This window comes from Candidatus Peregrinibacteria bacterium (genome assembly GCA_030700255.1).
GTDB lineage: Bacteria > Patescibacteriota > Gracilibacteria > UBA1369 > JABINC01 > JABINC01.
Window position 1 is genome coordinate 21867 of record JAUYJN010000032.1, and the last position, 16605, is coordinate 38471.

At 38.5% G+C, this 16605-nt stretch carries 13 protein-coding genes; 9 read left to right on the top strand and 4 right to left on the bottom strand.

Annotation, left to right across the window (positions count from 1 at the left end; genetic code table 11):
• Positions 1 to 58: 58 nt before the first annotated feature.
• The 9 genes from Q8P68_04035 (at position 59) to Q8P68_04075 (ending at position 8895) form a co-directional block, all read left to right on the top strand.
• Positions 59 to 409 carry a hypothetical protein gene (locus Q8P68_04035; GenBank protein ID MDP4008334.1) on the top strand — a complete coding sequence of 117 codons (351 nt, stop codon included), beginning with the start codon at positions 59 to 61 and terminating at the stop codon, positions 407 to 409.
• 25 nt (positions 410 to 434) lie between these two features.
• Positions 435 to 2408, top strand: a complete 1974-nt coding sequence (locus Q8P68_04040; GenBank protein ID MDP4008335.1) for a V-type ATP synthase subunit I — start codon at positions 435 to 437, stop codon at positions 2406 to 2408.
• 54 nt (positions 2409 to 2462) lie between these two features.
• Entirely contained in the window at positions 2463 to 2981 is a 519-nt protein-coding gene (locus Q8P68_04045; protein MDP4008336.1) for a V-type ATP synthase subunit K, read from the top strand.
• A 40-nt stretch (positions 2982 to 3021) separates the two neighbouring features.
• Positions 3022 to 3576, top strand: a complete 555-nt coding sequence (locus tag Q8P68_04050) for a hypothetical protein (protein MDP4008337.1) — start codon at positions 3022 to 3024, stop codon at positions 3574 to 3576.
• Between the two features lie 111 nt (positions 3577 to 3687).
• Complete coding sequence (locus Q8P68_04055; protein MDP4008338.1) at positions 3688 to 4722, top strand: V-type ATPase subunit; 1035 nt, start codon at positions 3688 to 3690, stop codon at positions 4720 to 4722.
• Positions 4722 to 5060, top strand: a complete 339-nt coding sequence (locus Q8P68_04060) for a V-type ATP synthase subunit F (protein ID MDP4008339.1) — start codon at positions 4722 to 4724, stop codon at positions 5058 to 5060. The genes Q8P68_04055 and Q8P68_04060 overlap by 1 nt, the downstream gene beginning before the upstream one ends.
• 21 nt (positions 5061 to 5081) lie before the next feature.
• Entirely contained in the window at positions 5082 to 6839 is a 1758-nt protein-coding gene (locus Q8P68_04065; protein ID MDP4008340.1) for a V-type ATP synthase subunit A, read from the top strand.
• A gap of 35 nt (positions 6840 to 6874) precedes the next feature.
• Positions 6875 to 8269, top strand: a complete 1395-nt coding sequence (locus tag Q8P68_04070; protein MDP4008341.1) for a V-type ATP synthase subunit B — start codon at positions 6875 to 6877, stop codon at positions 8267 to 8269.
• Positions 8269 to 8895, top strand: a complete 627-nt coding sequence (locus Q8P68_04075) for a V-type ATP synthase subunit D (GenBank protein ID MDP4008342.1) — start codon at positions 8269 to 8271, stop codon at positions 8893 to 8895. Before Q8P68_04070 ends, Q8P68_04075 begins: the two co-directional genes overlap by 1 nt.
• Positions 8896 to 8932: 37 nt before the next feature.
• Here Q8P68_04075 and Q8P68_04080 read toward each other — a convergent pair whose 3' ends face one another.
• From Q8P68_04080 to Q8P68_04095, 4 genes are all read right to left on the bottom strand, one after another.
• Positions 8933 to 9418 carry a hypothetical protein gene (locus Q8P68_04080; protein ID MDP4008343.1) on the bottom strand — a complete coding sequence of 162 codons (486 nt, stop codon included), beginning with the start codon at positions 9416 to 9418 and terminating at the stop codon, positions 8933 to 8935.
• Positions 9419 to 9541: 123 nt separating this feature from the next.
• The gene (gene uvrB, locus Q8P68_04085; GenBank protein MDP4008344.1) at positions 9542 to 11551 is read right to left on the bottom strand and encodes an excinuclease ABC subunit UvrB; all 2010 of its coding nucleotides are present in this window, start codon (positions 11549 to 11551) and stop codon (positions 9542 to 9544) included.
• Between the two features lie 87 nt (positions 11552 to 11638).
• A complete protein-coding gene (locus tag Q8P68_04090; GenBank protein MDP4008345.1) occupies positions 11639 to 14704 on the bottom strand; it encodes an efflux RND transporter permease subunit in 3066 nt (1021 codons plus the stop codon).
• Between the two features lie 22 nt (positions 14705 to 14726).
• Positions 14727 to 16571 (bottom strand): efflux RND transporter periplasmic adaptor subunit, encoded by a 1845-nt coding sequence (locus Q8P68_04095; protein ID MDP4008346.1) that lies wholly within the window; start codon positions 16569 to 16571, stop codon positions 14727 to 14729.
• Positions 16572 to 16605: the final 34 nt, after the last annotated feature.

Below are 16605 nucleotides of genomic sequence, written 5' to 3' on the forward strand. Positions count from 1 at the left end.
GCCGATCTGAATTAAGGTCAAAATTTCGTCGTATAAAAATCTAATAAACCTCTCAACAATGAATGACACAGCAATGCATGCAGGTACTCATCAAGATCCATTCACAGCTATACAGGACACTGAAGGTCAGGCTGAAAAAAGTATTGAGAAGGAAATGCACAGAAATACAGAAGCTATGGCTGAAGCTCGTCTTGCACGTGAAGACGATTTAAAGGTTTATGAAAATGAGTTAAAGAATGAAGGTATGCAAAAATTAAAAGAGACTAAGGAGGCGGCAATGAATAAAATGGAGGCTGAACTTAAAGAGGCTAGAACTTCATCAGAACTACTAAAAAGTAATGCAAAAAACAAAATGCCGGAAGCTATAAAGCTAATCATTGATAAGCTTAATATTTCAGTAACAAAGTAAATTTTCAAATTACACTAATTTAAATATGGCAATTGTTAAATTACAAAAAGCACACATAATCGGGAAAATTGCGGATAAATCTAAAATCCTCAAGGCTCTTCAAGATTTTGAAGTAATTCAATTGGAAGAAGTTAAATTAGAAAATAATGACCAATGGAAAAAGAACTCTGGAATCGACACTACTTTAGAAATGGAACGTGCGAATCTTGAATTTACCATTGGGCTACTAGCTCCATTCGCCAAAAAAAGAAGCTTGCTAGAGGGGCCAATCGTAGTAACTGAAAAAAAGGCTAAAGCTGTAGCTGATAATTTTGATCATCATACGATTATAAAGGACTGCAAAGATCTTGAAGTTAGATATACCAATGCAAAAACCACATTAGAACTTCTTGATAATGCGAAAAAGGAATTGGCTCCTTGGAAGAATTCAAAAGTATCACCAAAAGAAGACTTCTCAGCAAATGGATATGAAATAACTTTCATAATTGTATCAATCAACAGCATAAGTAGTCTAGAAAATGACTTGAATGAAATAGGCTCACTAATCAGCCTTGATATCATCAATACCGAAGGCGTATCAGTATATGCTACGTTAATATATAAAAAAGAATATTCTAAAAGTGTAAAAGATTTATTGAGTAAGATAAAGGTTAAGGAGGTATTGCTCCCAACAGTACAAACTACAGTAAAGGATGCTTTACATAATATTACGGAGCAAGAAAGTGAGGCTAATAAAACAATAAGGGGAATCGAAAAAGAATTTAGGAAAATGTCAGCAAATTACGAGACTTTACAAATAGTTCATGATTACCACAAATGGCAAGTAGATGCTGAACGTATGACCGAAAATGGGATTGAAAGTAAAACGACCTTCGCATATTCCGGATGGCTGCCTAAAGCTGAAATAAACGAAATAGAGAATATGCTTCGCGACAAAACCAATAATAAAGTTGCTATCATTCCTATAGAAACTGATGAGCCATCTCCGGTTGCATTAAAAAATCACCCATTACTTAAACCTCTTGAAAACGTAACTAAACTATATGGACTTCCTATTCCTACTGAATACGATCCAACGGCCCTTCTATCTGTATTCTTCATAGTGTTCTTTGGAATGGCTGTGACTGATGCTGGTTACGGAATAATAATGTCTATTATGATGTTGCTTGCACTAAAGTACGTCCGACTTTCAAAGCAAATAAAAAGTTTTGTAAGGCTACTTTTGTACGCAGGAATACTAACTATAATAATGGGAATTTTATATGGAAGCTGGTTCGGTATGACTATTGAGCAAGCTCCCGCTTTCTTAACGACGAGGGATGGTGAAAATCTAAAATTCATAGGGCAAATTTTCAATCCTATTGAAGATCCTATGACTGTATTGATTTTCTCACTCGTACTTGGATATTTACAAGTTTCATTTGGAGTATTAATTTCATTCCTTGGGGCTTTCAAGACTGGTAATAAAAAAGATGCAATAATAGATCAATTCAGTTGGTTCTTGACTTTGGTTTCATTGTCCATCGTCATAATGGGGCAAGCAGGGCTTGTCGGAACAGCGATTGGAGCATTCGGGCTTTATCTACTATATTTCTGTTTAGCATTCTTAGTACTAACTCAAGGTCGTTCAAAGCCAAGTATTCCCGGTAAAATAATATCAGGAGTTCTTAGTCTTTATGGTCTAGTTGGTTACTTTGGAGACATACTTTCATATTCTCGTCTACTTGCACTTGGGCTAGCAACTGCAATTATCGGTCTTGCCGTAAACGTCGTTGCCGGGCTAGTAAGTGGATTACCATACATAGGGTGGCTTGTTGTATTGATAGTTTTAATAGGTGGCCACTCATTTAATTTGGTGGTAAATGCACTTGGTGCGTTTATACATTCGGCTCGTCTTCAATATGTGGAATTTTTCTCAAAATTCCTAGTAGGTGGTGGTAAAATTTTCAAACCTTTTAAAAAAGAATCGAAATACGTCATGCTTGAAAGTGATATGTAAAAACTGATATTAACACTAATTATTAAAAACTTTAAAACTTAACTTTCAAATATTATGGAAGAAACAGCGGTAATGGCAACGGCAGCAATGTCTGCAGGTATGGATGGTTTAGCACTAGCCTTAATCGGTGCAGCTTTAGCGGCGGGTGTGGCGGGTATCGGATCAAGTATTGGTATAGCGATTGCCGGGCAAGCTTCAACCGGTGTGGTTGCTGAACAACCGGAGAAATTCGGTAAACTTCTTGTACTTTGTGCGCTACCGGGTACTCAAGCAATCTACGGATTCCTGGTTGGGTTCCTTGTACTTCTTTTTACCGGAGTTCTAACCGGCGAACCAAAACCACTTACAAATGCGGAAGGTTGGCGAATACTTGGTGCATGTCTTCCTATCGCAATAGGTGGTATGTACTCAGGATGGTTCCAAGGTAAAGTAGCGGGCGGAGGGGTACAGGCTCTTGCAAAAGACGACAGTTCACTTGGTAAAAGTATCGTTCTCGCAGCTCTTGTGGAGACTCAGGCAATCTTCGTATTCCTTATCTCTGCACTTACTCTATTCTTCATGGACTTGGGTTAGTTGACAATGATCAAATCCTAACTATTAAACTTCTATAAAAATGACAATCCAAGATATTTTAAACGACATCGATTTAGAAAAGCAAAAAGCGATCAACGAACTTGAAGCTGACCTTGCGAACAAAATCGCCGAGTTAAATTCAATCCATGAGAAAAATAAAGAAGGGCTAAAGCATGAGTACAAATTGAAAGTAGAAGAGAAAAAAACAAGTATAGAAAAAAAGATGCAAGCTCAAGCGAACATAGAGCGTAAAGCACTGTTGCTTTCAGCTAAAAGAGAAGTTCTAAGTGAAGTATTTACAAATGCTATACAAACTCTTTCAAGCGACGAGGGTTACGAGGATTTGTTAGCTTCACTTCTTTCTAAGACAGATCTTGATGATGCGAACGTTGTAGCGGCCAAAGGGAAAAAGACAGAAACTTTAAATGCTATAAAAAAGGCAAAAAAAGATTACAAAATTACCGGTGAAGGTGACTTCACAGGTGGATGTATCGTTATAGGTAAGAGCGTCGAGATTGATCTAACATTCGAAACCTTAGTAAACGATCTCCGTGGGGAAGCAGAGACTGATATCGCATATAAATTATTCAACTAATAGTTGACGAAGTATGAATCTTAATTTCTTAGCGACCGATGGACGAGGAGCGAAAAGAAATTAAAGATGAATACGAGTCAACTGAAATATAACAAAAAGAATAACCTCAACATGATCAAGGACGACACACAATTCGCGCACATACTGGGTAGAATTCGTTCTCAGGAAGCAAAAATGCTCAATGAAAATGAGGTTGAACGTATGATTGGAGCCACGAATGTAAAAGAAGCTTTCAAAGTATTGAACGAAACAGGCTTTTCAAATCATGTACTTGATATAGACAATGTAAGTGATTTTCAAAAAGTGATAAATGCGGAAATGCTTGAAACTGCAAATTTTCTCAAAAAGCTTTCGCCATGTCCGGAATATCTAAACGTACTTTGGTACATGTACGATATACATAATATCAAAACTCTACTTAAAGGTAAGTTTGAAAAAATCTGGGAGGGAAATATAGATGAACTTCTAAATCCACTCGGAAGCTTAGATCTAGACAAATTAAAGGCTTACTTCCGTACAGAAGGGGCTCATTTTCCGAACACAATGTTCGAAACCCACAAGGTTAGATTTGTGGAAACTATCAAGAAAATTGAAGCTGAGTATGCAAAAGATGAAAATTACCAAATGATAGATTTCACTTTAGACAAATTATATTTTGAATTAATGTCTGAAATTGCAAATGAATCTACTGATGAATTTTTAATAAAATTCACCATCAAAAACATAGATTTATTTAATATAGGAGCCTTATTCAGACTAAAACTAAAAGGGGTGGATGCTGACTCTATCAAAAAGACATTTGCAACCGGAGGTATTTTGGATGTTCAGGAGTTAGGAGTTTTAACTGAAAGAAATGCCTCAGACATACCAACCCTACTTAAAGAAACTCATTACAAAACCTTAAGTAATACAATTATAGAAGAATTTCAAACGTCAAAAACGATGATAAAAATAGACGAGCTTGGACAAAATCACATGACTGACTTCGTCAAAGAGGCAAAAAGTATCACTTATGGAATAGCTCCTGTGATCGCATTTTTCTGGGCAAAAAATAACAACGCTCAAATTTTACGAATGATACTTCTTGCGAAAATCGCAAATATAAATCCGGAATTAATTAAAAAACATATAAGAAACCTATATTAATGAATAAATACGAAATCGCAATTATCGGTCAAAAAGACATGATCATGGGATTCAAAGCCATTGGGATTACTGCTGTGAATGCTTTGACAAGTGAAGAAGCTCTAAGTGTGTTGAAAGAATTAAAAAATGAAAAAAATGGAGAAAGAGCTAAATATGCAATTATCATGGTAACTGAAGAATTGGCAAAAACCTTCCCTGAAGATGAGTACAAAAAACTTTCAGAAGATATGCTTCCATCAATTCTTATTATCCCGGGAGTCCAAGGTTCTACGGGGCTCGGGATGAAAAAGCTCGGAAAGATCGTGGAAAAAGCGATTGGGTCAAATATACTAAAATAATACAATTTAATTAAATTTAAAATGACAGAAACTAAAGGAATCATCATTAAGGTCTCAGGACCACTGGTCGTTGCCAAAAACATGATCGGGGCAAAGATGTACGAAGTGGTACGCGTTGGTAATGAACGTCTGGTTGGTGAAGTTATCCGACTTGAAGGTGATACGGCATCTGTACAGGTTTATGAAGAAACAGGTGGAGTTGCTCCGGGAGAGCCGGTAGAAAGAACCGGAGATACTCTTTCAGTTGAACTGGGGCCTGGTCTTCTACAAAGTATTTATGATGGTATCCAACGTCCACTTTCTGCTATTGAAGCAAAGGTAGGACCATTCATTACTCGTGGAGTTGAAGTGCCCGGACTTGATCATGAAAAAAAATGGGACTTCGTAGCGGTAGCGTCAAAAGGTCAGCAAGTAAAAGCCGGTGACGTACTTGGAACTGTTCAAGAGACAAGTCTTATAGAACATAAAATCATGGTACCGCCAACTGTAACAGATGCGGTAGTTGAAGAAATCAAATCAGGGAATATGACAATTGATGAAATCGTTGCGGTACTCAAAGATAGTGAGGGAAAGACACACAAGGTAGCTATGATGCACAAATGGCCTATTCGTATCCCAAGACCAATCAAAACAAAGAATATTCCATCAGTACCTCTAGTATCCGGTGGACGTTCTATCGATACTTTTTTCACTCTTACAAAAGGTGGAGCGGCTGCAATTCCAGGTCCCTTCGGTGCAGGTAAAACAGTAACTCAACAAACTCTTGCAAAATACTGTGATGCACAAATTATCGTATATATCGGATGTGGAGAGCGTGGTAACGAAATGACTGAAGTGCTTGTTGAATTCCCACATTTGGAGGATCCAAATACAGGAGAACCTCTTATGAAACGTACAATTCTTATTGCAAATACTTCTAACATGCCGGTGGCTGCTCGTGAAGCTTCTGTATATACAGGGATAACTATTGCAGAGTATTACCGTGACATGGGTTACGATGTTGCGCTTATGGCTGACTCAACTTCTCGTTGGGCTGAGGCTATGCGTGAGATGTCCGGACGGCTGGAAGAAATGCCCGGTGAGGAAGGATATCCTGCTTATCTTGCATCACGTATCGCTGCTTTCTACGAAAGAGCCGGGTACGTTGATTGTCTGGCAACCGAAGATCGTAAAGGTTCACTTACTGTTATCGGAGCGGTGTCACCTCCTGGAGGAGACTTCTCTGAACCGGTTACGCAAAACACACTTCGTGTGGTTAAAGTATTCTGGGGACTTGATTCAAAACTTGCGTACGCTCGTCATTATCCTGCTATTAACTGGTTAACTTCATACTCTCTATACCAAGACAATGTTGAGGCATATATGAGAAAAGAAGTTGCGGAAGATCAACCGACGTACAGAAATCTTGCGATGGATGTATTACAACAAGAGGCGAAACTGGAAGAGCTTGTACGTCTCGTTGGAGCTGATTCGCTTTCAGGTAAAGAGCAACTTATTCTTATGGTGGCAAAGATGCTACGTGAGGATTACCTATACCAAAACTCATTTGATCCTGAGGACGCAAGAACTCCACTAAAGAGACAATACCAAATGCTAAAAACTATTCTTACAGTTTATAAAGTAGCTTCAGGTCTTACAGAAAACCCTGATTTTGACATGGGGGCTGTGAAAAAGCTTGATGCAGTAGGAGAAATTCCAAAAGTAAAAGACCTAAGAACAGATGAAGAGTTTGAAGAACTAAGAAAAAGACTTACTGATGGAATCAACGCTTTAGCATAAAGCATCATAAAATATTTAAAATTTAATTATACAAAATGCGTAAAGAATTTAAGACCGTTAAGGACATCGTTGGTCCATTGGCATTCGTAGAACTTCCAAAAGGTGAGGCGATCGCATACGAAGAGCTGGTAGAGATCACGACTAACGACGGCAAAGTAAGACTCGGTAAAGTGCTTGAAGCTAGAGAAGGACTTGCTATCGTACAGCTGTTTGAGTCACCACAAGGTGCTGCGACATTGGACGCAAAAGCAAAATTCCTTGGAACTACATTCAAGTTCGGTGTATCTGAAGACATGCTTGGACGTACATTCAATGGACGTGGTATCGCGATCGATGGTGGACCGGACATCATTCCTGAGAAAAAGCTTGATATCAACGGTTTCCCAATGAACCCGGCTTCACGTGAAATGCCAAATGACTTTATTCAAACAGGTATTTCTACAATAGATGCGCTTAACACTCTAGTTCGTGGACAAAAACTTCCTATCTTCTCCGGATCAGGACTTCCACACAACAAACTGGCAGCTCAAATTGCACGTCAAGCGACTGTAAGGAGCGCGGACGGATCGGTGGGTGGAGACTTCGCGATTGTATTCGCAGCTATGGGAGTGCCATTTGAGGAGGCGGAGTACTTTATTGAAGAATTTAAACGTACAGGTGCGATCGAGAATTCGGTACTATTTATCAACACTGCAGATAATCCGGTAGTTGAACGTATTGCAACCCCTCGCCTCGCTCTTACTACGGCAGAATACCTGGCATTCGAAAAAAACATGCATGTACTTGTAATTTACACTGACGTAACTAACTACTGTGAAGCCCTACGTGAAATCTCAGCTGCTCGTAAAGAAGTGCCGGGTCGTGCCGGATTCCCGGGTTACATGTACACTGACCTTGCAACTCTATACGAAAGAGCCGGACGTCTACGTGGCAAGCCGGGAACTGTGACTCAGCTTCCTATCATGACTATGCCGAATGACGACAAAACTCATCCGATCATCGACTTAACCGGTTATATCACCGAAGGACAAATCGTACTTGGACGTGATCTTCACAAAAAAGGTCTTTATCCACCGGTAGCGGTCCTTCCATCTCTATCTCGTTTGATGGGTAATGGACAAGGTGACGACAAAACTCGTGAAGACCACAAGGGTGTAATCGCTCAACTCTTCGCAGCGTACGCATACGGGCTTGAAATGCGTGAACTTGCCGTGATCTTGGGTGAAAGCTCACTTTCTGATACAGACCGCTCATACCTCAAATTTGCAGATGCTTTTGAAAATTCATTTGTATCTCAAGGTGAAACAAATAGAGATATCGCTAAATCATTAGACGAAGGATGGAAGCTTCTAGCAATCCTTCCAAAATCAGAACTTAAGCGTATTAAAGACGATTTGATCGAGAAATATTTACCTAAAACTACAGCGTAATGACAATACTGGCAGGATACAGCCCAACCAAAATGGCGCTTCTCGAGCTCAAAAGCAAACACAGCCGAGCAAAGAAAGGTCACAAACTTCTAAACGACAAACAGGAAGGTTTGATGGCTGCATTTATGGAAATCATCCGCGAAGCACAAAAACTAAGAGAAGAAGCTGAAAAAAATCTCGGATCAGTATTCACATACTTACTTCTTGCTTCCGGTTCAACTGCGCATCCGGAATTTATAGAAGCAGCCTTACTCAAACCTACTATGTCAGCTGCACTAAAAGTCGAAGTAAAAAACATAATGAGTGTGAAAATCGCTGAAATGACGGCTGAATTTGCAGAAGACAAAGGTGGATATGGATTCCTTCATACAACCGGAGAACTCGACACAGGACTTGAAAAATTAAAAGAATTTATACCAACTTTAGTAAAACTGGCAGCTATAGAAAAAAAGGCTGAACGCATGGCAGATGAACTTCAAAAAACACGCCGTAGAGTAAACGCGCTTGAGCACGTAATGATCCCAAACCTACAAGATACTATGAAATTCATCCAACAAGCCCTCGATGAAAAAGGCCGAATGGAAAAAATAGTATCTATGATCGTAAAAGCAAAGACTGCCGCATAAACAAGCTTTTATAAAGCCCCTCCTATATCCCTAAAATCTACTTAAGCTCAAATGTTTGAGCTTCTATATCTCCAAAAAGTGGCTCATAAACAAAAGTTGGAGCTGATACGTCACTTCCTTCTAATACTTCGAATACAAGGTCGCAAGTAGTTGTTTCGGTAGCTAGAGCTTTGACGGTAGCTCCACAATTATGCAATCCACTATCATCTGTGATACCTACGTAATTTGTAGACTCTACCACTTCAGATCCATAACCAAGTGAGAAATTTGAACTGAGTTCAGAAAATTCTTCATCCCCCGCTTCAACGGTAATATTTACAACCACAGCCTTATTTCCATCAAAAGCAGCATCGTACTCATTTGTTGGATGAACCCAACCATCAAGTAAATAATTTGCTGTTATAGTTGAACCATTTAGTTCAAAAGTACCACCAAGATTAATTGTATTATTAGAAGCTCCTCCTCCACAACCAACTAGCAAAATGATAGAGATCGCAACTATTAACGAAGTTATTTTTTTCATGATTTTATATTTTAAATAAAAATTATTCACCTATGAATTCTACTCTCAGTAACTATCAAGTCAACCGAGGTTCGGTTGCATGAAAGCAACTTTGTTGCGGTTTAAAAACTTAAAAAAAACAATTTACAACTTATGTTCAGCCCTTAAAGCATCTATTTCATCACGCAAGTCTGCAGCTTTTTCGAACATCATATTTAGAGCGGCAATATCCATTTCATTTTCAAGATGTTCGATGTATTTACTAATTTCTTCTTTTGGTATTTTCTTCTTGTCTCGAGATGAAGTGCGAGATTTACCGGAGGCGGAGCCGCCCATAGTTATATCTTTAACGGCCTTTATAATAGTTTCCGGGGTAATGCCATGTTTTAAGTTATAAGCTGTCTGAATCACGCGGCGACGCTCAGTTTCATCAAGAGCTGACCTCATAGCTTCGGTGATTACAAGTTCTCCATCTATTTCTGAAGTATAAAGGTTTACATGTCCATTTACATTACGCGCAGCTCGTCCAATGATTTGAATAAGAGCTGAGATGGAACGTAAGAACCCTCTTTTATCTGCATCAAGCACTGCAATAAATGAAACTTCCGGAAGATCAAGCCCTTCACGAAGAAGGTTTATACCGACAAGTACATCGAACTTACCAAGTCGAAGATCTCGCAAAATCTCAATGCGCTCCATATTATCAATATCAGAATGAAGATACTGAACCTTGATTCCGGCTTCCAATAAAAACTCTGTTAATTTTTCTGAAGATTTTTTTGTAAGAGTTGTTATAAGTGTGCGCTCCCCTCTTGCAGTTGCCACCTTTATCTCCTCCATAACATCTGCAATCTGCCCGGTTGAAGACTTAACTTTAACCTCCGGATCTATAAGCCCTGTCGGTCGAACAATTTGTTCAATAATATGTTCTTTCTTGGTATGTGCGAATTCGTACTTATTTGGAGTAGCTGAAACATAAACAGTATTCTTCATATATTCTTCAAATTCTCCAAAATTAAGTGGCCTATTATCAAATGCAGAGGGTAATCTAAATCCATGCTCAACCAAAGTTTGTTTCCGTGAAAAATTCCCACCAAACATACCGCCAACCTGTGGGACTGTTATATGTGATTCATCTATAAACATAAGGAAATCTTCAGGGAAATAATCAAGAAGCGTACTGGGCCGCCTACTCACCTCCCCGTTGTGATCAAAGTAACGAATATAATTTTCTATACCGGATACATAACCTGTTTCACGCAACATATCCATGTCATATTCTGTACGAGTTCTAAGCCTCTGAGCCATGAGCTCCTTACCATTTCCTATAAGTTCATTACATCTGATTTCAAGATCCTTTTCTATCAAATGAATAGAATTATTAACTTTTTCAGGGCTTGTTACAGAATGCTTTGCGGGAAAAATGGTTACTTCTTCATATTCATTTACAAATTCACCGGTAAAACAATCTGCTTCTGTTATTCTTTCAATTTCATCACCAAAAAATTCAATTCTAAAAACGGTACCATCACTACTGGGTTGATAAATTTCAACAGTATCTCCAAGCACATGGAACATCCCCGGTTTAAAATCAGTTTGCGATCTTGTGAATTGAATATCTGTAAGATGGCGAAGCATCTTATCTCGTGGGATTATCTGCCCAACATTTAACTTCATCGCAAGAGCTTCATAATCTTCAACTGAACCGAGGCCATAAATACAAGAGACCGAGGCAATAACGATAACATCACTACGAGTCAAAAGATTCATAGTCGCCGTATGTCGATATTTATTTATCTCATCATTGATTGATGCATCTTTTGCAATATAAGTATCTGTCGCCGGCATATATGCTTCCGGCTGATAATAATCGTAATACGACACAAAATAGCTCACCGCATTATCAGGGAAAAAGTCCTGAAACTCAGAACAAAGCTGGGCTGCAAGAGTTTTATTATGTGCCAAAATCAAAGTCGGCTTCTGCAATTTTTCTATAACTTTTGCAGCGACATATGTCTTACCGGTACCGGTGGCACCAAGCAAAATCTGATCCTTCACCCCACCTTCAAGATTCTTAACCAACGACTCAATCGCAAACGGCTGGTCACCCGCCGGTTCAAATTTACTTACTAATTTAAATGGTTTAACCTTCATAATTTAAATAACAAAATATTCAAAAATACAGCTTGTGGATAATACCATAACCAAAAACGCAGGGCAACGAGTATTTAATCAAAACCCCTAAAATATTTCCTCTTCAGCAAATTTATTGTAAAGCATTGGTATTACAAAAAGTGTAAGAACTGTTGAAAATGTAAGACCGAAAATTATACTAAATCCAAGCGGCCCCCAAGTGATGTCGCTAAGTGCAAGTGGTAAGATACCTGCAACTGTCGTAATCGTTGTTAAAATTATCGGTCGGAACCTTGCAGAGGTTGCCTCTATAATTGCTTGTGTTTTTTCTATGCCATTAAGGCGATTTTCGTTTATTCGATCAATAAGTAAAATCGCATTATTTACGACTATTCCAGATAGCGCAACGATACCAACGAATGCGGTAAAACTTAAAGGTAAGCGCATAATAGCAAGCCCAGGAAGTATTCCAGTAATCGCAAGCGGCACCGTCATAAGTACGAAAATCGGCTGCCTAAATGAATTAAACTGAAGTACGAGTATTGCAGCAATTAAGAAAATTCCAATAAATAATGCTCTAAACATATCAGCAAAAGATTCTTGAATATCCTCAGTCTCTCCTCCATATGTCATGGCGTATCCCTCTTGCATGTTTAACTCATCTAAACGACTCTCAAGCTCATCAATAATAGTTTGGGCGATGACTCCTTTTTGAGTATAAGCCGTTGCCTGCACGGTACGCTTACCATCTTCATGGATTACACTTCCTTGCCCTCCCTGCACATCAAAGTCCACAAGTGATTGCAATGGAACCATACCTTTGTGAGTAGAAATCTGAAGTGATTTTAAAGCATCAATAGTTGCTGTGTGGGTTAAGTTTGGATCTACAAATTGACCATCAGTATTAAGATTCATTTTCACAAGAACGCCGATATCTTCTTTTGGAGTTTTGATCGTAGTTGCTTCAACTCCATGCAAAGCAGTTCTCAAAAACGATGCGACGTCCGAAGCAGTTAGCCCAAATTCAGCTGCGATTTCAGGCCGAAAACGAACGACAAAATTTAACTCAGTATCCTGACTTGAACTTCTTATCGAGGTAGTCCCTGGAATCGATTTAAGTATTTTTTCGGCTCCTGCAACGAGACGCTCAAGCTCTTTCATATCATCACCTTTGAATTTAAGGGCGATTGGGGCCCCCGCAGGGGGCCCTTTGTCCTCCTGTGTAATCATTATTGTACCACCTTTTAATTTATCTAATTCTTTTTTCAACTCATCACTTATCTCAAGACTAAACTCCGTTCGATCACTTTTAAGTTCAGCTATTATATAACCAAGATTTGGAGTTTCTCCAGCAACGACTGAAGTAACGTCCATACTAAATCCTCTCCCTGTATTTGAAGCAAAAGATTCAATCCGATCATCTTTTAATAATAAATTTTCAACCTGGATCATAAACTCATCAGTATATTCAAGGGTTGTCCCAACCGGAGTTTCAATGTCAAAAAACAAAGAGTCGCTATCGGCCTGTGGGAACATTGCAACTTTCAAAACACCAAAAGCAGGCAGGGATAAACTAAAACAAAATGCCAATATCAAAACAACACTCATCATAATTTTCTTACGTCTATCACCAAGGAAAATCTCTATTGTATGAGAATATTTCTCACTTAATATTTCAAAATAATCTTTCTTATGTTTATTAACACCTGGTTTTTTATGAAGCATATGGGATGCGATTGTCGGCAAAATTCCAAGTGAAACAAAGAGTGAAGATACAAGTACAAGGCTTACGGTAATTGGGATATGTTTAATAAACTCGCCAATCATCCCTGAAGCAAAAAGCATAGGCACCATTGCAGCGATCGTTGTCATCACTCCTGAAGTAATTGGAGACGTGAATTGAGTAATTGTTTTTTCTGCAGCCTCATAAGGCACTTCACCATTTTCAATTCTACTATGTATACCCTCAACGAGCACTATGGCGGAATCAACCAAAATTCCAAGAGCAAGAATAAGTGAGAAAAGTGAAAGAAAATTTATCGTCAAACCCATATAAGAAAGTGCTCCAATCGTAATAAGGAAAGATAATGGGATACTAAGCCCTGTCAAAATAGCCGGCTTAAAACCAAGGATAAAAACAAGAATTAATGTAACTACGATTACCGTCTCAAGTCCACTTATAGATAATCTCTGAAGGTCTTCATTTATACGCGCCGCTGTTTCCAAAGAATAAAACACGGTCACACCTTTGAGCTCCTCATTTTTCATATTGTCTATCTCAGTCTTCACCTGATCCGTGATACGCACGACGTCACCACCTACTCTTTTTTTCACATTGATAGTAATCGCACGTTGCGGAGCTGCACCATCTATACTAACTCGAGATTTCGTAGATTGTTTTTTTGTAGTATCTATAACTGTCGCAATATCTTTGATATAAACTGTACTACCATCATAAGAAGAAATAGGTATCCATTCAACTTGAGAAGGGTCTTCGATATCACCATTAAATCTAACTGGATACCTCACGCCATTGTATTCCAAAGTACCACCTGGCAAAGTAGAATTTTGACGCGCAAGCGTTTGAATAACGCTCTGGGCAGATAATCCATAAAGTGTAAGTTTCGATTCATCCAAAATAACCTGAGTCTCTCTATCGTAAGCGCCAGAAATAGTAGCTTCAGATATCCCAGGGATACGTTCGATTTTTTGCTGAACTTCTTCGGCAATTTCTTTCAAAGCTCTAGGATGAACATCTGCAGCCAGTGAGATTACAATAATTGGCTGATCATCAAAGCGGATTTGTTTTACGACTGGAGCTTCGGCCTCGCTTGGCAGCTTCGGCCTCGCCTCATCCACAGCATCTTTGAGCGCCTGAATTCTCTCAGTAATATTACTCTTCGCATCAAAAGTCACAGTAAGAAGCGATATACCTTCGGCAGAAACTGAAGTGTAAGTATCTATCTCATCAAGAGAACCAATTTTATCTTCAATTTCATTTGTAATTAATTTCTCTGTATCCTCAGCGTTCGCACCATTTAAAAATGTCATAACAGTTCCAACTGGCACCTTGATTTCAGGAGTTGATTCTTTTGGGATTTTCACAGCAGAAACAAGACCAAGAAAAATAGTCGCAATTATAATCACGTACGTAAACCGATAATTTTTTAACAAAAAGTGCCACATAAAAATCTTGTTATTGAACTTTCACAACTTCGCCATTTTGGATCCCACGAGCATCTTCGATAATACGAGTACTATCATCAAGCCCTGACCTAATTTCAATATTATCACTATAAGTATTTCCAAGTATTACACTAACTTCATGAGCAACTGAGCCCTCATCAATTGTAAGTACATAAGATTCAGTTCCTTTGAACTTCACAGCCGTTAATGGGATTTGAATCGAATCAGAAATTCGTGCAAATTTAACTCTAACATTAGTACCAATCGTAAGTTTTTTTGTTATTTCACTCGGCTGAATAGTAACCTTCATTTTCTTTGTAATAGGATCAAGTGAAGGTGCAATCTCTGTTATAGCTCCACTCGTATATCCATGAGGAGTTTCTATTTCAACGGTATCACCAATATTCACAAACTCACGTTCTTCATTTGAAATATAAGTTACAATTTCCAAACTTCCCGCATTGACCAATGTTGCAATGACACCTCCAATATTTACATAATCACCAACCTCAATAAATGTATTTATAACCCTCCCCCTAAAAGGAGCTCTTATCACCGCCTTATCCTTATCAAGTTTTGCATTTTCAAGAGATGCATTCATCTGCGAAATCATACCTTGCTGCGCACGCACATCTTCAGGGCGCGCTCCAGTTCTTGCAATTTGTAATTGTAAATTCAATTGATCTATCAATGACTTTTGAATAGCTAAATCTTCTTTTGTCGCACCAGTTTGTTTGATTTTCAATTCTTGCTGCAAACTTCCGAGACGACTTTCTAGTTCATGCATCCCCGCTTCCGCATTTACGACAGACAAATCGGAATTCAAAGTATGAGTTATTGAAGCCTGTTTTTGATTATTAATTTGATTCAAAACACTTTCGACTTCCGCCTGGGCAGCGAGTACACTTTGCTTATAACCAGATAATTCAGATGGGGATATACTCCTATTTCCTAGATGCCCAACAGCATTGTCCAAGACATAAAACGTAACTTCAATATATGTCTGAATTGTCTTTATATATTCCTCAGCTTGATTGAGTTCAGTTTCCAAGTTAGAAGGGATCGCATATGGATTATTCAAACCTTCAGCTAAATTATTTAATTCATTTTCTGCAAAAAAAGCATCGATACATTTCGTACCTTGATCATCAGATTTAGATGCAGTCGAAATAAAATTATATCTACAGTCCGCAGCATTATTTCCTTCCAATGTAATACCTTGTAAATAAACACTCATAACTTTGTTCGCAATAGTACTAGCTGATTCAATTACATATATCGTATTACTACGAATAGTTTTTTTATCTTGTTGGTTTTTCTCTTTCGTTTTAGCCAAAATAACTTCTGCATCAGAAAGACTTTTTTGAGTATTTTCAATATTGATTTTCGTAGCTGTTACTTCCTCTTCACGCGCGCCTTTTTGCAATTGATAAAGTCTCTGCTGTGCAGAACTTAATTGCAATTCAATAATCTGCAAATCCTCCGCGCGCGCCCCACTAGTCATAGAAGCTAAATTCGCTTGAGCGGACCGGAGAGCCCCCTCTGCTTGTTGCACCCTAGTATTGAGCTGATCATTATCAAAACTTGCAATCACCTGTCCAACCTCCAATTGATCGCCAACATTAACATTCAATTCAACGATCCGACCACCAACTTCAGCGCGAACATCTATTTGCTCAGTTGAATTAACTTGCCCAATAAGCTTATAAACGCTGGAATTATTTTTAAATTCTAAAGCTTCCGTCACTTTCACCTCTTTAACAGAAGGCGCCTCCACGGGGGCTTCAGCTTCTTTTGGCGCAAAAGTTATGGCCAGAATAACAATCAAAATAATTGCAAATAATATTTTTTTCACAAGGTTTGATTAAAAGAGGGTATTAAACCCTATT